Genomic DNA, 17801 nt, shown 5'->3' on the forward strand with positions numbered 1-17801 from the left:
GGCTGGCCGGGGCGCGCGTGGTGGCCACGGGTCAGGGGTTCGTGCCGTGCCGCGACCCTGAGCGGCTCGCGGGGGCGTTGCGCGACTACCGCCTGGTCACCGTCCGCGACGCCGCCTCCTTCGACCTCCTCGAGGGCACGGGGGTGCCCGTCCGCCACGTGGCCGACGACGGGTGGCTGGCGCTGTCCGGCGCGGGGGGAGTGGAGGTCGGTGACCACCCCGTCTACTCCTCCGATCCGGACACCTGCCGTGATCTGGTGCTCTGTGCCCAGTCCGACCTGGTCGAGCCGGAGGTGCTCGCCGACACCGTCGGTCGGGTGCTCGCCGAGTGGGCGGTGCCGGGCGAGAGGATCACCGTGGTCGAGTCGATCCCCGGTGGGGACCGGGTGGTGTGGGACATGGTGTGTGACCGCGCGGAGGCCGCGTCCGGCGCCGGTGGTGACGACGACGAGGTGGGTCGCGCCCTGGCGGGCCTGCACCTGCCCCGCGCGCGCTTCGTGCCGTTCCAGGAACTGTGGTCCACGGGACTTCCCGCCCGACCCGGGCAGGTCTGGCTGACCAGCCGCTTCCACCCACATCTCTTCGCGGCGGCACGCGGCGCCTCGGGTGTGGCCCTGCGGACGGGGTCGGCCTTCTACGACGTCAAGCACGGGTCGCTGCGGGCCGCCGGGTCCCCGTGGGGGTCGGTGAGAGCCGAGGCGGGGCTGAGGGCGGAGACCGCGGGGGCCGGTGAGCTCGACGCGGGCGTGTCGACGGGGATCCCCGCGATGCCCGACGCGGGCGGCTTCGCTCCCTCGACGGTCGCCGCACTCGTGTCGGGGGCGGAGCGGCTGGCGGAGGAGATCTACCCGGTCGGTGCGCGATGAGGTGATCAGGACGCTCCGTCGTCGTGCGACCGGATCTTTGTGCAACTAGTTGCACAAAACCGTGGGCGGCCGTACGGTCGGGGAAAGCCGACCTCATCCCGGTCCCGAAAGGACAGCTCATGGCCCTTCCCTCCGTCCTCGCCGGCCCGCTCACCGTGCCGGTGGTCGCCTCGCCGATGTTCATCTACTCCGGCCCCGAGCTGGTGGCCGCGCAGTGCCAGGCCGGGGTGATCGGGTCGTTCCCGGCGCTCAACGCGCGACCGCAGGCGGTCCTGGGGGAGTGGCTGGACCAGGTCACCGAGAGCAACGCGGCCTACGCCGCGGCGAACCCGGACCAGTACGTGGCCCCGTTCGCCGTCAACCAGATCGTCCACCGGTCCAATGACAGGCTCGAGCAGGATCTGGCGACCGTCGTCGAGCACGAGGTTCCGATCGTCATCACCTCCCTCGGGGCCCGTACCGAGGTCAACGAGGCCGTTCACTCCTACGGCGGCATCGTGCTGCACGACGTGATCAACGACAGGTTCGCCCGCAAGGCCATCGAGAAGGGCGCCGACGGGCTCGTGGCGGTGGCCGCCGGCGCCGGTGGACACGCCGGGACGCAGTCGCCGTTCGCCCTGATCCAGGAGATCCGCGAGTGGTTCGACGGCCCGCTTCTGCTGTCCGGGGCGATCGCGCACGGCCGGTCGATCCTCGCCGCGCAGGCCGCCGGCGCCGACCTGGCCTACGTGGGGTCGGCGTTCCTCGCGACCGAGGAGTCCCGCGCGGCCGCGGAGTACAAGCAGATGATCGTCGAGAGCTCCGCCTCCGACATCGTCTACAGCAACCTGTTCACCGGGATCCACGGGAACTACCTCCGGGGCAGCATCGAGGCGGCCGGGCTGAACCCGGACGACCTGCCCGTCTCGGATCCCACCGCGATGGATTTCGGCTCCGGCGGGGGCGCGGACTCCAAGGCGTGGCGCGACATCTGGGGCGCGGGCCAGGGCGTCGGCGCGGTCACCTCGACGGGCTCCGTCCGCGACCTGGTCGAGCGGCTCCGGGCGGAGTACGAGCACGCGGCGTCCGCGCTGGCAGCGCGCTGAATCCGTGTCGTTGAAGTTCGCGATCCTCACCTCCCTCACCGAGCGGGAGGGCAGCGGGATCGAGCTGGCACGGAGGTTCGACAAGTCCATCGGGTACTTCTGGCCGGCGACCCACCAGCAGATCTACCGGGAGCTGGATCGACTGGGGGAGTCCGGACTGATCCGGGAGCTCCCGCTCGCAGGCGCCCCCTCGCGGGGTAACCCGCGCCGTTTCGAGGTCACCCAAGACGGCCGGAGGCTGCTCACCGAGTGGATCCGCGAGCCCGACGAGCCCGATCCGATGCGATCCACAATGGCGGTGCGGGTGCGTGCCGCGGCCGCGACGGGGGCGGTCCACGAGGTCCGGGAGGCGCTGACGCACCACCGCGACCAGCGGGCCGCCAACCTCCGCCGGTACCGCGAGATCGAGGACCGGGACTTCGCCCGGCCCGACCCGGGGGACGCCCGCGACCTCCTCCAGCACCGGGTGCTCACGCTGGGCATCCAGGTGGAACAGGCCTGGGTGAGTTGGTGCGACGAGGTGCTCGAGATGCTGGACCGCCTCCCGGCGGGCTGACCGTCCGTCGTACCCGCTCATCGCGCCGGCTCATCGCACGAGCTCATCGCACGAGCGCATCGCGCCAGCTCAGGTCGCCAATGCCGCCTCGAGCGAGGCCAGGGACGCCTCGAGGAAATCGCGCCCGAACGGCGGCATCCCACCGATCTCGTCGGCCTGCTCCCGGGACGTCGCCGACCAGTCGTACCGAAGGGTGACCTCGGTGGAAGCACCCGCGGGGGCGAGGTCATATCTCCAGCGCCAGCCGCCGGTGGAGATCTGCCCGGTCGCGTCGGGCTGGCCCGGTTCCCATTCGATCGTGCGGTCCGGGTCGAAAGCCGTGACCACGTTGTGTATGACGTAGTCACCGCCCCCTGCCTCCCTGTACATGGTGATCGCGAAGACGTCCCCGACCCCGCTGATGGCCTCCGTCGTGACCGCATCGCGTACCCAGTCCCCGGGTTCGGTGTCCTTGTGGCGGGTCGGGTCGGCCAGCAGCGCGAAGATCTCCGACGGAGACGCCGGGATCGTGCGGCTCGCGGTCATGACGGTGGCTGGACCGTGTTCGGCACCGGGGTCGTCGGCGCCATCGGTGGTGGACATCGCCAGTTCCTCCTCGGTCACTCGACGGACAGCAGCATCTTGCCGTGGCTCTCGCCCGAGTCGAGCAGGCCCAGCGCCTCCGCTGCCCGCTCCAGCGGGATCTCACGCGAGACGCGGGTGGTCACGTCTCCCGCCGCGATCATCGGCCAGACGTGGTCCACCACCTCCCGGCAGATGCCGGTCTTGCCGCCGGGACCGTCCACCGGGCGGGCCCGGAGGTTGGTGGCCAGCACGCCGGCGCGGCGCGGGAGCAGGGCTCCCAGGTTCAGCTCGCCCTTCATCCCGCCCTGCATGCCGATCACGATCAGTCGGCCGTCCGGGGCGAGTGAGGCGATGTTGGGCTCGAGGTACTTCGCGCCCATCACGTCGAGGATCAGGTCGATGCCACGGCCTCTCTCGTCGTCGTCGGTCCACTCCCTGACCCGGTCGGGGAACTCCTCCTCGCGATAGTCGATCACCAGGTCGGCACCGAGATCGCGACACTTCTGCACCTTCTCCGGACCTCCGGCGGTGGTGGCCACGCGGGCGCCGAGCGCGCGGCAGACCTGGATGGCGTGGGAGCCGATGCCGCCCGCCCCACCGTGGATCAGCACTCGCGGGGCCCCGAGTTCGGTGTCGCCCCAGCGGGCGTGCGCCGTGAGGACGCCGCGGCCGAGTCCGCCCGTCATGACGAGGTTGGACCACACCGTGCAGGCCACCTCGGGCAGGGTCGCGGCCTCGTGCAACGACACCCCGACCGGAACGGGCATGACCTGCCCGGCGGGCACGGCGACCTTCTCGGCGTACCCGCCGCCGGCCAGGAGGGCGCACACCTCGTCGCCGACCGCCAGGCCCTCGACGCCCTCGCCCACGGCCGAGATCCGTCCCGAGCACTCGAGGCCGAGGATGTCCGACGCGCCGGGCGGGGGAGGGTAGTGCCCCTTGGACTGCAGCAGGTCGGCGCGATTGACGGCGGTGGCCGCCACGTCGACGAGCACCTCGCCGGGACCGGGGATCGGATCGTCGACCTCGGTCAGTCGCAGGGAATCCGGACCGTTGTCGTAGTCGATGGCCTTCATGCCCTCGACCGTAGCCGCGATGGCTCCGGCCGGCAGCCGGGCTGGGTGTGAGCGGGAGGGGTCCACTACGATGAGCACCGTCGTCCACGCGTGTTCCACGTGGAACCACGCGCCCGAGCGTGTCGTGGCGGACGACGAGGAAGTGTGGCAGAGCGGCCGAATGCACTCGCCTTGAAAGCGAGCGTGCCTCAACAGCACCGGGGGTTCAAATCCCTCCACTTCCGCCGTTGGTCACAGGACGTGCTGCTCAAGCAGGGTTTCGGGGTCAAGGCTGGCGTTCGTGGCTGATCTTGGCCACTCCCTTCTCGGGCCTCGCGCAACCAGGCTGGGCTTCGGCTGCCCGGTTGACTGGATGTAGACCGTCCTTGACAGGCGCTTCCTACGATCCCTGCTGTCCGAAATGGAGCCAATCGAGCTTCGGGCGCACCGCCTTCCGCGCTTGGATAGGGTTGCGGAGTGAATATGTCATCGGTCCCCCTGGGAGGAGACGCGTTCGGCGAGTTGCTCGAGCGACTCCGAGCGCAGCCGCAGGAATGTGAGTGGCTCGAGTTCAAAGTGGGTTTGTCCGACCCCCATGAGATTGGCCAGTACATTTCCGCGCTGGCCAATTCTGCTGCTCTCCACGGTGAAGCTCGTGCGTATCTTGTTTGGGGTGTTGAGGACCGCACACACAAACTGGTAGGCACGAAATTCGACCACACCATCCTGAAGAAGGGAAACCAGAGTTTCGAGCCCTGGGTGACTGGTTTATTGGAGCCTGACCCTGGACTCACGTACAAGGTAGGTCAAGTTCAGGGGATGCGATTTGTCATCCTTGAGATCGCCGCGGCTAGCCATTCTCCGGTGCAATTCAGCGGCACGTCGTACATCCGGATAGGTAGCCACAAGAAGAAGCTAAGTGACCACCCAGCGGAGGCGCGTCAGTTGTACCGCAATCTCGACCAGGTACCGTTCGAGTACAGAGTGGTGACTGGGGGCTTGGCAGAAGCCGAAGCGCTTAAGGCGATCGATTTCAGTGTCTACTTCGAACTCCAGAAACTTCCGGCTCCATCCGAGCTTTCTGTAGTGCTAGAAGCTCTGGTGGGTAGTAAGATCCTCGATCAAGAACCCACGGGGCGGTATGCCGTCACCAACCTCGGAGCTCTGCTTTTCTCGAATGCGCTGACTGATTACCCGACTCTTGAGCGTAAGGCGGCTCGGGTTGTGAAGTACCGCGGCAAGAATAAACTGACTGCCGAACGCGAACAACTGGGGGCACGGGGGTACGCGTGCGGTTTCGAAGGTCTGGTTTCGTATATTGATAGCCTATTGCCAGCGAACGAAGTAATTGGAAAAGCGTTGCGCACCGAAGTGAGCATGTTTCCTCCTACTGTGATACGTGAGCTCGTTGCCAATGCGTTGGTTCATCAGGACTTCTCTATCGGCGGTGCCGGCCCGATGATTGAACTTTACGATGATCGTCTGGAAATAACGAATCCTGGAACGCCCCTTATTGACCCCGCTCGTTTCGTCGATGCCGCGCCGAGGTCGAGAAATGAGAAGCTCGCATCGATGATGCGACGGTGCCATATTTGTGAGGAACGAGGCAGTGGCTGGGATCGGATCGCAGCCGAGATTGAGTTTCATCAGTTGCCAGCGCCTTTGATCCGGGTCGATGAGAACCACACGACAGTCGTTCTCTACGCCCATAAGGACCCACGGTCGATGGACCGCGAGGAACGGGTGCGCGCCGTCTACCTTCACGCCTGCCTGAGATACGTGAGCGGTGAACGAGCGGTCAACTCGTCAGTTCGTGAGCGCTTCGGCCTTGGGGACAGGGAGTCCTCAACTGCGTCTTCGTACATCCGTGATGCGCTAGATGCCGGGGTCATCGCTCCCCATGACCCCGACGCTGGCAGGCGGCACATGCAGTACGTGCCGTTTTGGGCGAAGCGGGCGTCATCCCTTTAGTGGGTAGCTGCCCGCCCGGGCCCTTCAGCGTGCTGACCAGCGCTGATCCTTTTCAGATGTAACTGCTGGCGCGCAACCGCGCGCGGTACCCGGTACGCGCCAGGCCAAGTTGGTTCCCGACGTCGGAGTCGTCCCCAACCCGGCCGAGGTGGTGATGACGGCCAACCGGGGGTAGCGCGCTCGCGGCATACTGCCGGCGCGACCTGCGGTCACCCGCCCAGACACCAGAACTCGATCCAGGGTCATAGGCCTCTGGCGGTGAAGTTCGCCGCGACACTGCTGGTGAACCGGTGCCCGTGTGCTCTAGCGGGCCCTGACCTGGTGACGGGAAGCAGGACCGGTCGCGAGCGACACCTGTCGCTCGCGCCGCTGCCGATCAAGCGTATCCACGACCGGTGGATCGGCGACTACGCGCGCGGCGGTCGATCTGCTCAACGAGCTCGACTGCTGAGTGCGGACACGCGTCGGGGTCACGCCGGTGATCGCGACGATGCGGACCGGGCGCATAACGACCTGTTTACAAACCGCGTGTGCTGCTGGGATGATCTGCGACAGCATCGTAGTGAGCGTGCGGGTCCGTCCACCGCTGTCGACCGGCGACCCGGTCCCCACCGCACCATCCGTCGAGCGCGACGAGACGCCGGGAGTGCGCCATGACCGGGACCAGGACCGCCATCCGTCAGACGCGTCGGGGTGCCGCGTGCGCCCTCGCCCTCCTGCTGTTGTTCTGCGCGGGTCTCGTCGCCGGGGTGGGATCCGCGGCGGCTCAGTCCGCCGCCCCGCCGCCCGTGCCGCTCCCGTTCGCCGACCCGTTCTACACTCCCGACGGGCCGATCGCCGATCTCGCGCCGGGGACGGTGATCGAGAGCAGATCGATGTCCTACGGTTCGCTCGAACGCGCCACCCCGCTCACCAGCACCCAGGTGCTCTACCGGACGACCGACCAGGCGGGCGGCCCGAGCGCCACCGTCGCGACGATCCTCAGACCGCTGGTCCCGGGGCCCGCCAGGCTGATCTCCTACCACATGGCCTACGACGCCCTGGGCTCCGAATGCGACCCCTCCTACACCCTGACCGGGAACGGAACGCCCAGCCAGGCGGGGATCGCGGAACAGGGGGTGATCGCCGGGTACCTCGCGGCCGGTTACACCGTCGTCGTCCCCGACTACGAGGGTCCCGACCTGGAGTGGACGATCGGGCGCCAGTCCGCCTACGCCGCCCTGGACGGGGTCCGCGCGACCATCGACCACCTCGGACTACCCGCCTCGACCCCGGTCGGACTGGCCGGATACTCCGGCGGGTCCGTCCCCACCCAGTGGGGCGCCGAGATGGCGCCGACCTACGCGCCCGAACTCAATATCGTCGGCGCGGCCGCCGGAGGGCTCCCGGTGAACGTGGCCCACAACCTCCCGTACGTGAGCGGGAGCACCTCGTGGGCCGGGGTCATCCCCGCGCTGGTCGTGTCCTATCAGCGCGCGTACGGACTGGATACGGCCAGTTTCCTGTCGGACTACGGCCGACAGCTCGTCGACACGGTCAGCTCGCAGTGCATCAACGCCTTCGCCGCCGACTACCCCGGACTCACCGATGCCCAGATGGTCCGTGCCCCGTACACGTCCCTTCTGGACATCCCGGCGGTGGTGAGCGCGATCGGGGACAACGTGATGGGCACGACGGGCACGCCCCGGGTTCCGATGCTGCTCGCCGTGGGCAACGTCGACGGGATCGGCGACTCGGTCATGGTGACCGCGGACGTCGCAGGCCTCGCGCACGAGTACTGCACCCGCGGGGTCGCCGTCACCTACGCGCAGTACGACCGCCTCGGCCACTCCGAGGCCTTCGTGCCCTTCCAGGCGCAGACAGCCCAGTTCCTCACAGACCGGTTCGCCGGCGTCGCCCCCACCTCCAACTGTCAGGGGGCCTGACCGCCGGGCCCGCCGCCCGCGGGATCGCGGTCAGGCGGTCGTCTCGTGCAGGTTCGCCGCCGACACGTGGCGGATGATCTCGAGCACCCGGGGGTAGGCGCGGGAGTCCCCGGAGACGAGGGAGACATGGTCCTCCTCGTTGAACAGGATCATCTTGGACTTCCCGCCGGCCCGGGCGACCGCATCCACGTAGCGCTGCGAGTTCTCGGGCGCCACGGTCACGTCGCGGGCCCCGTGCATCGCGACCACCGGGGTGGCGGGGTCGATGTTCTGGATGGGGTCCACCTTCGCGTACCGCCCCGGAACCTCCGCCGGGGTGCCACCCATCGCCGTGACGATCCTGTCGTCGCCGTGGGTGGCCGCGTAGGCCATGTCCAGGGGTCCGGCGATCGAGACCACCCGCGTCGGGCGGAACGCCGGCTTCGCGCCGACCTCGTCGTCGTCCAGCAGGTGTCGGGTGCCGCCCCACACGGCGAGCTGGGCTCCCGCGCTGTGTCCCACCACCAGTTCGTCGTCGGTGGTGATCTGCGGGAACCTCTTGTCCACCTCGACCACATGGTCCAGTGCGTTCGCGACGTCGTGGAAGGTGGTCGGCCATCCGCCGCCCGACCCCACACGTCGGTATTCGATGTTGTAGACGGCCATGCCGCGGCTGGCGAGCTTGCGGGCGAGCGGATCGAAGGAGTCGGCCCCGATCTGGTCCTGCCACGCCCCGCCGTGGATGAGGACCGCCAGGGGGATCGAGTCGACCCGCTGTTCCCCGGCCGGGAGGTAGAGGTCAGCCCAGTTCTGGTCCGGATCCGGGGCGTCGTGCGTGGGGTACTCGAACCGCTGGACGGTCACCTCGTCGAGCCTCGCCGGGGCACCAGGGTCGGTCACCACGACCGGCGCCGCGCCGGTGGAGACACATGCGGACCCCACCGCCAGGACCGTGGTCAGACCCATGCTGATCCGCGCGGCTCTCATCGGCGGTGACCAACGTCGTCGCTGTGGCATGGGCACCCAGTTTCTCAGGAAGAGTTCAGGTCGAGGGTGGACCGGCTTGTGCTGCACGCTTCGGCCGATCGCGTCGGTCCGGTGGGGGGCCCGGATCGAGTAGTGAAATCGATCTTAGAATGCGCGCCGCGAAAATACTAAGAGACCCCCGGTGTGAGAGGTGGTCGCTACCGGACGACCCGGACCCGTCCGGGTTCAGGTGCGCTCAGCGGGCCCTCGTCCTCCACGTACCGGAGCAGGGCGTCGATGTCCGTGAGGCCGGCCTCACGGCGATCCCCGCGCTCGGCGAGGGGCGAACCGTTGAACTCCGGTGAGGCGAGGAACTCGTTGACCACGACGGTGTACTCGCGGGCCGGATCGACCGGTTCGTCGTCGACGCGGAGTTCGGTGACCCTGGCACCGACCGGTCGACGGGCATCCACGGTGTAGCTCACGTTGGACGAGACCGCCGGGCCGTTGTCGCCGATGTCGTCGGCGAAGTGGTCGAACGCCGCCTGGAGCTCCTCGCCGGTCACGGTCACCAGGTAGAGGCGGTCGCCGTAGGGCTGCACGGTGTGCAGGGTCGCGTAGTCCAGGGGGCCCTGCGGCAGGTCCGTGCGCAGCGAGTCCGGGTTGGACAGCGCGAGCTGTGCGCCACGGCCCCGCGTGGCGTGGAGCTGGCAGTCGGCGATGACGTCCGCCAGGGGGGACTCCCCGTTGGCGTCCATCCGCCGGGTGATCGTCTCGGTGGCGGAGCCCAGGGGGGTGCGGGCCGCCGGTGCGGCGGCGGCACCGGCCTGGCGCACGAGCTCCTCGGTGCCGGGGTCGGGTTCGATGTCGAGGTTCACCGTCTGGTTGAACGCCGAGGTCTGCGGGCGGATCACGTCGCCGGTGGCGGGGTCGACGGCGAGGTCGACCACGGTGACCGACCGACCGTGGGACGCAGGCGCCACCACCACCCGCTCGTCGTTCTCCGCGTCCCGCACCCGGCAGGTCGCGGGACCGCCCGAGGCGCCGACGATCAGCGCGTCGACGGCGGGGTCCAGGCGCTTGACCAGGTCCAGCTCGGTGAGTTCGTCGGGGCAGGCGCCGGGGTCGAGGTTGCCGTGCACGGTGGTGGACTGCACCAGGCCCACGATCGCCTCCACGCCGAGGAACTGCAGCGCCTCCACGGTCTCGTTGACCGTCTTGACCGGGTCGGCGAGCCGGGTCGTCGTCTCCGGGGCGCTGTCGGAGGGGAGGGTGACGGCCACGACCCCCACGCGGACGTCGCCGATGCGGTGGATCGCGAACGGGAAGGTGGGAGCCGCGTCGGGGGAGGGGACGACGTTGGAGGCCAGGAACGGGAAGGCCGCGCCGCGGAACGGTGGCAGGGGCGGGTCCACCCGGCAGTCCTGCTCGGTGCGGCACCCCGGACGGACCAGGGAGCGGACGTGGTCGGCCCCCTTCTCGAGCTCGCGCCGCCCGACTCCGGCGCCGTCCACGCCGAGACGGTTGAAGAACTCGATCGTCGGCCGGTCGCCCAGCAGCGCCGCCTCCGGAGCGGTCCCACCGATCGAGTCACCGGTGGCCAGCAGCATCGCGTCACCGGCCTGGTCGCGCAGCTTGCCCACCGTGGCGGCCAGGTGGGCCCCACCGCCCGCCGGCCGAACGTTTCCCGAGCCGTCCCGGAGCTGGCCCTGGAACCCCACCGGCCGGGTCAACGCACCGGAGAACTCGCCGATGCCGAGGATGCGCACCGACTGCGTCTCCTCCGAGGGCGTCCAGGGTCGGCCGGACTCGCCGGTGCGGGCACCGGCGAGCGGGGTGGCGGCGAGGGTGAGGACCAGGGCGCCGATGGCCACGATCGCCAGCGTGACGATCGCGGTCCGGCGGAGCGAGGGGGAGCCCGGTCCGTGGTGGTCCGCCGGGGATGGTGAGCCGGACCATACGCGGGTGCCGACCAGCGAGGAGTTCATGTCGTCCCATGAACTCTGCTGTCTCATCCGGCTCCTTCGATGTCCTTCGGTGTCGATCCGTCGCTGACACGCGTGATCACCAGCGGGAGCACCGCTCTGCGCACGCGAACCTTGCCCACTGTGCCGGTGTGAGGTCACGGGAGCCCGCCGGAACAGTCACGTTCCGGTCACAAAAGCGCGTGCGGCGTCCAGGAGGCGGTCGTTCTCGACCGGGTCGCCGATCGTCACCCGCACCCCGTGGCCGGCGAAGCACCTGGTGACGACGAGGTGGCCGCGGCAGTGCGAGTCGAATTCGGCCGCGGCGTCACCGAGCGGCAGCCACACGAAGTTGGCCTGGCTCTCCGGCACGGCATGGCCGAGATCGATCAGCGCGTCCCGGACCCTCGTGCGTTCGGCCACCACCGCATCCGTGCGGGCGCGGAGCTCGTCGCCCGCGTCGAGGCAGGCGATCCCGGCGGCCTGGGCGAGCGAGCTCACCGAGAACGGGACGACCATCTTCCCCACCGATGTGATCAGGTCCGCCGGCCCGGTCAGGTAGCCCACGCGCAGCCCCGCCAGGCCGTACGCCTTGGAGAACGTACGCAGTGCCACGACGTTGGGCCTGGCCATGGACTCGGCCACCCCGTCGACCGGGTCCTCGGATCGGACGTACTCGTAGTACGCCTCGTCCAGCGCCACCGTGACCCGCTCCGGAACCCGGTCGAGGAACGCGGTGAGCTCGGCGTGGGAGACCGCCGGTCCGGTGGGGTTGTTGGGGGTGCAGACGAAGATCAGCCGGGTCCGGCCGGTCACGGCGTCGGCGATCGCGTCGAGGTCCAGGGTGCCGTCGGCCCGGTTCGGGACCGGGACCGGGACGGCGTGCGCGATCCGCGCGATGATGGGGTACGCCTCGAACGATCTCCAGCCGTAGAGGACCTCGTCCCCGGGTGCGCACACCGCCTGGACGAGCTGCTGGCACAGCGCCACCGAGCCGCAGCCCGCGGTGATGTTCCGCGACGGGATCCCGAGGAACTCCGACAACCGTGACACCAGCGCGCCGGCGGTGATGTCCGGGTAGCGGTTCACCCCGGCCGCGGCGTCCGCGATGGCCGCCGCCACGCTCGGCAGCGGTCCCGCGGTGGTCTCGTTCGAGGCCAGTTTGACCGCTCCCGGGACGGTGGCGCCGGGAACGTAGGAGGGGATGGCGTCGAGGTCGGTGCGCACGTCGGGGGACATGCGTACAGAGTAGGACCACCGGATGACGGCGGGCTGTCCGGCCGTTTTGCGCACCGCGCCGACCGGTGTGTACTGTTATCCCTCGTTGGCTCAGCAGAGCCTCCAGGAGGCGTGCCAGAGCGGCCGAATGGGACTCACTGCTAATGAGTTGTCCTCCTTAAAGGGGACCGGAGGTTCAAATCCTCTCGCCTCCGCCATGCCGGAGCACCGGGTGACCGGTTGAACTGGCACGACAGATGAATAATGCGCCCGTAGCTCAATGGATAGAGCACTTGACTACGGATCAAGAGGTTAGGGGTTCGAGTCCCTTCGGGCGCACAAGAGAAAACCCCCGCTGACCTGCACTAATGAGGCCGGCGGGGGTTTTTGTTGGTCGGTTATGGGTTCACCGATCCAGCACTTATCCCGTACTAACGTCGCGGGGGCCGAGCTGATCCAAGACCAGCGACATATCCGGCGCGACCGACGCCCGCTCGACGTAGTGCTTCTTCGTCACCGCAGTACCGGAGTGGCCGAGCACCGCCGCCGCAGACTCAACGTCGACCTCCCGGTCCACGAGCGTCGCCACCGTCCGCCGGAACGTGTGGGGAGTAATCCAGGCGTACTCGTCGCCCCGAATCTCACGCCACCTCCGCCGCCAGTTGTGCGGGTCGATTGGTCCGCCCACGGCGTTGACGAACACAAGGTTCTGATCGGAGCGCGGCGCGTTCACCTTCAGCGCCATGAGGGCGTCGACGGCAAACCGTGGCAGCGCCACCGTCCGGTAGCCGCTCGCAGTCTTAGGGGTCGGTTGACGAACCAAGCCGCCGCCTTCGGCCTTCGTGCCCTCCAGCCGGATGATGGTCCCTGACACTGTGACCGTGGGGGGAGTGGACGTGAGGTCGACGTCATCCCATGTGAGCGCCAGCAGTTCGCCGATGCGGCATCCGGTCGCCAGCATGATGTCCAGCGCGTGCCCCGTGTGTTGCCAGCGTGGCCGGCCACCCCGCGACGTGCGGTCCTCGCTCGCCTGCCATGCCGCGATCCGACGCCGTATCGCCTGGAGGTCATCGAGGGTGGCGGCGCGTGGTGCTGTCCGCTTGGAGCGAGTCAACCGCACCTGGCCTACAGGGTCGGGCCGATCCAGGTTCGCCCCCCGTTCATCGGCGAGAGCGAACGCCCCACGCACGATGACCTTGAACCTCTTAGCCAAACCGGGACGGGACGTCGACACATCCTTCAACCACGTCTGCACAATCTCAGCGGTGCAATCCTCCAGCCGCATGTCCGCGATGCCGCCCTTGTCGCCGGACATGGCGCGGGCGTCAGCACGGTATGTTTCTGCCGTCTGTACGGCGATCTCACCGGCTTCCAGCTTCCCGTCGATCCAAAGGTCGATCACCTTCGACAGTTTCGTCTGTGGGCCGATGCCGTCCTCGATGACGCCGGCGCGACGCTTGGCAGCGATACGAACAGCAGCGCGTGCCTTCTCGACGGACTCGCCGTCCGCCTGGACTTGCCGTAGTTGGTCGTCGCGGCAGCGCACATTGACGTATGCGCGGTAGGAACGCGGGCCAAGTTGCCTGACCCGGACTTCTCCGAGTTCTCCTACGCGGAGTCGACGCCTAGCCATCGGTGCCCGCCTTGTATCCGTGGACTGTCCAGCCGGCGGCCGCGGCCTCCGCTTCCGCCTTGTGGATCGCATCGTATGCAGCGGCCACGTCCTCCGGCGAGGGTTCGACCGCGTTCTTCCCGTGCCTGGGGTGCCGTTGCTTGGAGAACTTGGTCAGCACGTAGCGGGCATTAAGTAGACGCCGCAGCACTTGGAGTCTGGAGTATTGGCGGGCGGATTCTTCCGTGTTGGGTGGCAGCTCGCCAACTGTCCACCGGAACGCGGTACCTGCGGACTCGTGCACATCGGGGAAGAGTTCGACCTGGGTGTCTGGTGCGTCGTGCCAGAGGAGTGCGGCGGGGGACACCTCCAGGACGTTGGCGAGAACTACGAGTTCGGCGACGTCGACTGTTCCGCGACTGCCGGTTTCCATTCTGGCGATGGCACCCCGACCGATTGGGTGGCCGGCCTCGGCAGTGCGGTCTGCAACTGCTTGGGCGCTTAGTCCCAGTTCTGTTCTGCGCTTCTTCACTCCGGTTCCGATCCTCGCGATGAGTTGTTCGGCCCAGCCATTCGCTTTGTCTGCCACATGGCAAACGTACGTGGATTTTGGCTAGCCGCTAGCCAGGACAACGGTACTGTGCATAGGATGGACAAGCAAGGTCAATCTAGATTGGAAGGTGGACAGCATGAATCCCAACCGACTGCTCGCGCCCCCGGTGGTGGCGGAGCACCTAGACGTCAGCGTCCAGCGACTCGCGGAATGGCGGCACAAGGACATCGGCCCGAACTATGTGAAGGTCGGGCGTCTCATCCGGTACCGGGCCGAGGACGTTGCAACGTGGCTTGATGCTCAGACAGTCCAGACCGCAGGGGGTGCGGCATGAGCATCGTGGACAAGAGACTGGCAGCCCTGGCCGACGACATCACATTCTGGAAATCGCAGATCGTGGACGAGCCTCACCGGGCCGACCGCCTGCTGGATCGACTACAACTGCATCTTCGTGAGCGCGATCACTTGCTGTCGCTGACGGAGGATGAGCGTTCCAGGGCGCACGAGTTGTGGCAGTTGATGGACGGGTTTGAGTTCGCAGGGCCTGTGCCAGACCAGTCCACGATGGACAAGTTCGTGGCGATCCAGGACCAGTACAGCGCGATTGTCGACGGTGCGGCATGAGTGCCCGTGAGGACATCGACAGGGTGTGCCGTCGCGAGTCAAGTGCCGCGATGCTGGTCCACGACCAGGCGCACGCCTACGTGGCAGGGGACATCCTGGCCGAGGAACTGTTGACGGCCGCGTCGATCTATGCGGAGCGCCGACTGGAGCGGGAGCGCCTTCAGGACCAGTTGTGGGGCGGATCGTCGTGAGTTGGCACTCGACAGGGGGCATCGCTCTGGAGGTCCACCGCTTGCACGGCCTGCCTATCGGCGTAGCGCGGCGGCTTGTGGAGGCGGAGTTCCTGCGCCTCCAAGACGACGTGGCAGTTATTCGGTCGCACCTCACAGAGGCCGACCGGGAGCGGCTTCTCGACGCCATCGCCGAAGCCTTGGCAGAGCCGTGAATTTGCGTGCGACTCAGACCCCGCGCGTGTTGCGACCATAAGCCCATGACAACGACCGCGCCTCCTCCCGAGCCTCGCAAGTTCGGCACCCCGGTAGAAGCGGCGGCACGCGCCAAAGCTTCACGCAAATGGATATTTGACCGCCTCGCCGACGGCAGTCTCACCCGCTACAAACCGGCCCGCGACCGCCGCCTCACGCTGATCGACCTCGATGAACTCGACGCGCTGATCGGCGACATCCGACCAGCCGCCTAGCAAGACATCTATGAGGACGCCTACCGCGTCCGCCTGCCATGGACAAGAAAAACGGCCCCTCGCGCCGACACGCATCGAGGGACCGTTTAAACCAAACGAATACCTGGATCGTACCAGTCCGGGTTAGGTAGGAGAACCCGCTGTGACCCCCGAGCCGTACCTGATGCTCGAAGACCGCACCGACCCCAATAGCGCTGAATTCGCTGAATTCGCTGAAGGGGTGCCGACTCCGTTGGCGCGTGAGGTCGACACCCCAGACTTCCCCTTCTACGCCCTCCCGAAGCCGATAGGCGCGTTCGTTCACGCCCTCGCAGAGTCCACACAAACCGCGCCAGGACTAGCCGGTGGCGCAGCCCTTGCAGCCCTATCCGCTGCCGCTGGAGGCTTCTACCAGGTCCAGGTTCGCCCCGGATACAGCGAACCTGTACACCTGTTCATCGCCGTGATCGCAGGCTCAGGCGAGCGCAAGTCCTCGGTGATGAAGGCAGCTACCGCGCCCGTGCGTGAGGTAGAGCGAGACCTCTACCAGGAACTAGCGCCTGGACTTCTTGAACAGGCCACGCAGCGAGACATCGCCGAACGCTACGCCGAGAAGGCTAAGCGAGACGCTGGAAACGCATCCGACCCGGTGAAGCGTGACGAACTCATGTCGGCAGCCATCTCCGCAGCCGGCCAAGCCGAAGCCATGAAGATTCTGGCACCGCCCCGCATCATCGGCGACGACGTGACCGTCGAAGCACTCGACTCACTCATGGCCGAGCAAGGTGGACGGTTCGCCATCCTGTCGTCCGAAGGTGGACTGTTCACCGAACTGTCGGGCCGATACTCACCCAACACTGACATCACGAACGTCCTCATGGCGCACGCTGGCGACCCGATCCGCGTTGACCGCAAGGGCCGGCAATCCGAGTTCGTTGAAGACCCGGCGCTGACGGTGGGAATTATGATCCAGCCGCCCATCCTCGCCGAGGCGTTGAACAACCGTGCCTTCGTGGGTTCCGGCCTCATGGCTCGCTTCATGTACTCGTGGCCCCCGTCAATGGTTGGCCGCCGCAGCGTCGATCCCGAGCCAGTATCGGAGCACATCGCTCAGGGGTACCGGAACACCCTCTATTCGCTCGCCTATGACGCCCGCAAGTCCGGGGTGACCACAACCCTCACCCTGTCCCCAGAAGCCGATAAGGCGCGGCTGGTGTACGCCGAAGAGGTCGAACGAGAGCTAGGGCCGGGTGGGTCGCTGGCTCACATGCAGGCGTGGGCCTCCAAGGTGGTCGGCGCAGCGGTTCGCATGGCCGGCCTGCTTCATGCAGCCACCGACAGTAACTCCACCACCATCTCCGGTAACGCGATGGACGCCGGGATCATCCTCGCCAAGTACTTCACCGCACACGCCACCCGAGTCTTCGACGGACTCTCCGATGGCGCGGCAACCCACGCACTCGCACGCCGCGTAGTCAGTCTCATCCGCCGCAAGGAACTCGACTGGTTCTCCTTGCGAGACCTGATCGGCGCGGCACCCACGTGGCTACCGACCAGAGAAGTCGCTCAGCCTGTCGTGGAACTACTTGTCGACCTCGGATACCTCTTCGAGATTGAGCCGGAACGCAAGCCCGGACCAGGCAGGCCACCGGCAAAGAAGTACCGCGTTCACCACAGCGTGTTCGACGCCGACCCCCCTCAGCAAATTAAGCGAATTAAGCAAAACCCGAATTCTGCTGATTCTGCTGAATTAGCTGAACCGCCTACGACCCCCTATGACGACGTGCCTCGGTGCCCAACCCACCGCACGATCATCGGCACAACAGGCCGATGCGTGGAGTGCATCACCGAGAACGCAGCCATCAAGATCAGCAACCAGGAGCGCGCCGCATGAGCACCAACTCGTCCGCATGGACAACCACCGCAGTCACCCCGATCACCGACTACGTCAACACCTTCCAGACAAGCGCGAACCGGTACTACTCCGAGCCGTGCCCCGCAGTCCTGATCCAGACCAACGACCAGGGCAGCACCCGCGTCGTCGCCGCCGTCATGTTGCCGCATGGGGAACTTCGACCAGCCGAGGACGTGAAGGGGTACCAGGGCACCGACCCGATCCAGGCGGGAGCCGCAGCATGACCACCCCGTACGAAGAGAAGTTCATCGCCGACACGTTGCCGTTCGCTTGCCCAACCTGCAAGGCCCAGGCCTGGACCGTTCCCGTTCTGGTGGACACGCGGAGAT

The 17801-nt window shown here is 67.5% G+C and carries 19 protein-coding genes, 3 tRNA genes and 1 pseudogene; 15 read left to right on the plus strand and 8 right to left on the minus strand.

Going from position 1 to position 17801, the window contains the following annotated elements:
• From G6028_RS03825 to G6028_RS03835, 3 genes and pseudogenes are all read left to right on the plus strand, one after another.
• Nucleotides 1–866, plus strand: a pseudogene (locus G6028_RS03825) (polysaccharide pyruvyl transferase family protein); the annotation flags it as partial.
• A 119-nt stretch (nt 867–985) separates the two neighbouring features.
• Nucleotides 986–1951, plus strand: coding sequence for an NAD(P)H-dependent flavin oxidoreductase (locus G6028_RS03830; RefSeq protein WP_182658089.1), 966 nt, complete (start codon nt 986–988; stop codon nt 1949–1951).
• Nucleotides 1952–1955: 4 nt separating this feature from the next.
• Nucleotides 1956–2507 (plus strand): helix-turn-helix transcriptional regulator, encoded by a 552-nt coding sequence (locus tag G6028_RS03835; RefSeq protein WP_182658090.1) that lies wholly within the window; start codon nt 1956–1958, stop codon nt 2505–2507.
• A 69-nt stretch (nt 2508–2576) separates the two neighbouring features.
• On the opposite strand, the gene G6028_RS03840 is transcribed toward G6028_RS03835, so the two are convergent.
• Nucleotides 2577–3032: an SRPBCC family protein gene (locus G6028_RS03840; RefSeq protein ID WP_182658106.1), complete on the minus strand. Its 456-nt coding sequence runs from the start codon at nt 3030–3032 to the stop codon at nt 2577–2579.
• A 74-nt stretch (nt 3033–3106) separates the two neighbouring features.
• Entirely contained in the window at nt 3107–4147 is a 1041-nt protein-coding gene (locus G6028_RS03845; protein ID WP_182658091.1) for an NAD(P)H-quinone oxidoreductase, read from the minus strand.
• 138 nt (nt 4148–4285) lie between these two features.
• Here G6028_RS03845 and G6028_RS03850 point away from each other — a divergent pair.
• Nucleotides 4286–4371 (plus strand) — tRNA-Ser (locus tag G6028_RS03850).
• 238 nt (nt 4372–4609) lie between these two features.
• Nucleotides 4610–6097 (plus strand): ATP-binding protein, encoded by a 1488-nt coding sequence (locus tag G6028_RS03855; protein ID WP_182658092.1) that lies wholly within the window; start codon nt 4610–4612, stop codon nt 6095–6097.
• A gap of 303 nt (nt 6098–6400) precedes the next feature.
• Here G6028_RS03855 and G6028_RS03860 read toward each other — a convergent pair whose 3' ends face one another.
• Nucleotides 6401–6655, minus strand: a complete 255-nt coding sequence (locus G6028_RS03860; protein ID WP_182658093.1) for a hypothetical protein — start codon at nt 6653–6655, stop codon at nt 6401–6403.
• Between the two features lie 95 nt (nt 6656–6750).
• On the opposite strand from G6028_RS03860, the gene G6028_RS03865 reads away from it, so the two are divergent.
• A complete protein-coding gene (locus tag G6028_RS03865) occupies nt 6751–8022 on the plus strand; it encodes a lipase family protein (RefSeq protein ID WP_182658094.1) in 1272 nt (423 codons plus the stop codon).
• A gap of 30 nt (nt 8023–8052) precedes the next feature.
• Here the strand turns inward: G6028_RS03865 and G6028_RS03870 are convergent, their stop codons facing one another.
• The 3 genes from G6028_RS03870 to G6028_RS03880 form a co-directional block, all read right to left on the minus strand.
• Nucleotides 8053–8967: an alpha/beta hydrolase family protein gene (locus tag G6028_RS03870; protein WP_182658095.1), complete on the minus strand. Its 915-nt coding sequence runs from the start codon at nt 8965–8967 to the stop codon at nt 8053–8055.
• A gap of 218 nt (nt 8968–9185) precedes the next feature.
• A complete protein-coding gene (locus G6028_RS03875) occupies nt 9186–10982 on the minus strand; it encodes a bifunctional metallophosphatase/5'-nucleotidase (RefSeq protein ID WP_182658096.1) in 1797 nt (598 codons plus the stop codon).
• A gap of 129 nt (nt 10983–11111) precedes the next feature.
• Nucleotides 11112–12170, minus strand: a complete 1059-nt coding sequence (locus G6028_RS03880; RefSeq protein WP_182658097.1) for a pyridoxal phosphate-dependent aminotransferase — start codon at nt 12168–12170, stop codon at nt 11112–11114.
• Between the two features lie 105 nt (nt 12171–12275).
• Here G6028_RS03880 and G6028_RS03885 point away from each other — a divergent pair.
• Nucleotides 12276–12367, plus strand: a tRNA-Ser gene (locus tag G6028_RS03885).
• A gap of 48 nt (nt 12368–12415) precedes the next feature.
• Nucleotides 12416–12488 (plus strand) — tRNA-Arg (locus tag G6028_RS03890).
• 82 nt (nt 12489–12570) lie between these two features.
• On the opposite strand, the gene G6028_RS17890 is transcribed toward G6028_RS03890, so the two are convergent.
• Nucleotides 12571–13695, minus strand: a complete 1125-nt coding sequence (locus tag G6028_RS17890) for a tyrosine-type recombinase/integrase (protein ID WP_182658098.1) — start codon at nt 13693–13695, stop codon at nt 12571–12573.
• A gap of 79 nt (nt 13696–13774) precedes the next feature.
• Entirely contained in the window at nt 13775–14350 is a 576-nt protein-coding gene (locus G6028_RS03900) for a helix-turn-helix domain-containing protein (RefSeq protein WP_182658099.1), read from the minus strand.
• Nucleotides 14351–14450: 100 nt separating this feature from the next.
• Here G6028_RS03900 and G6028_RS03905 point away from each other — a divergent pair, with 100 nt between their 5' ends.
• The 7 genes from G6028_RS03905 to G6028_RS03935 all read left to right on the plus strand — a co-directional run bounded on the left by G6028_RS03905 (nt 14451) and on the right by G6028_RS03935 (nt 17696).
• The gene (locus G6028_RS03905; RefSeq protein ID WP_206685728.1) at nt 14451–14648 is read left to right on the plus strand and encodes a helix-turn-helix transcriptional regulator; all 198 of its coding nucleotides are present in this window, start codon (nt 14451–14453) and stop codon (nt 14646–14648) included.
• Nucleotides 14645–14938: a hypothetical protein gene (locus tag G6028_RS03910; RefSeq protein ID WP_182658100.1), complete on the plus strand. Its 294-nt coding sequence runs from the start codon at nt 14645–14647 to the stop codon at nt 14936–14938. Before G6028_RS03905 ends, G6028_RS03910 begins: the two co-directional genes overlap by 4 nt.
• On the plus strand, nt 14935–15129 hold the full coding sequence (locus G6028_RS03915; RefSeq protein WP_182658101.1) for a hypothetical protein: 195 nt from the start codon (nt 14935–14937) through the stop codon (nt 15127–15129). The genes G6028_RS03910 and G6028_RS03915 overlap by 4 nt, the downstream gene beginning before the upstream one ends.
• A 41-nt stretch (nt 15130–15170) precedes the next feature.
• Nucleotides 15171–15323, plus strand: a complete 153-nt coding sequence (locus tag G6028_RS03920) for a hypothetical protein (RefSeq protein WP_182658102.1) — start codon at nt 15171–15173, stop codon at nt 15321–15323.
• 45 nt (nt 15324–15368) lie between these two features.
• A complete protein-coding gene (locus G6028_RS03925) occupies nt 15369–15578 on the plus strand; it encodes a hypothetical protein (protein ID WP_182658103.1) in 210 nt (69 codons plus the stop codon).
• Between the two features lie 142 nt (nt 15579–15720).
• On the plus strand, nt 15721–17451 hold the full coding sequence (locus tag G6028_RS03930; protein ID WP_182658104.1) for a DUF3987 domain-containing protein: 1731 nt from the start codon (nt 15721–15723) through the stop codon (nt 17449–17451).
• Nucleotides 17448–17696 carry a hypothetical protein gene (locus G6028_RS03935; protein ID WP_182658105.1) on the plus strand — a complete coding sequence of 83 codons (249 nt, stop codon included), beginning with the start codon at nt 17448–17450 and terminating at the stop codon, nt 17694–17696. The genes G6028_RS03930 and G6028_RS03935 overlap by 4 nt, the downstream gene beginning before the upstream one ends.
• The last annotated feature ends 105 nt before the right edge of the window (nt 17697–17801 follow it).

The organism is Dietzia cercidiphylli, assembly GCF_014145145.1.
Lineage (GTDB): Bacteria > Actinomycetota > Actinomycetes > Mycobacteriales > Mycobacteriaceae > Dietzia > Dietzia natronolimnaea.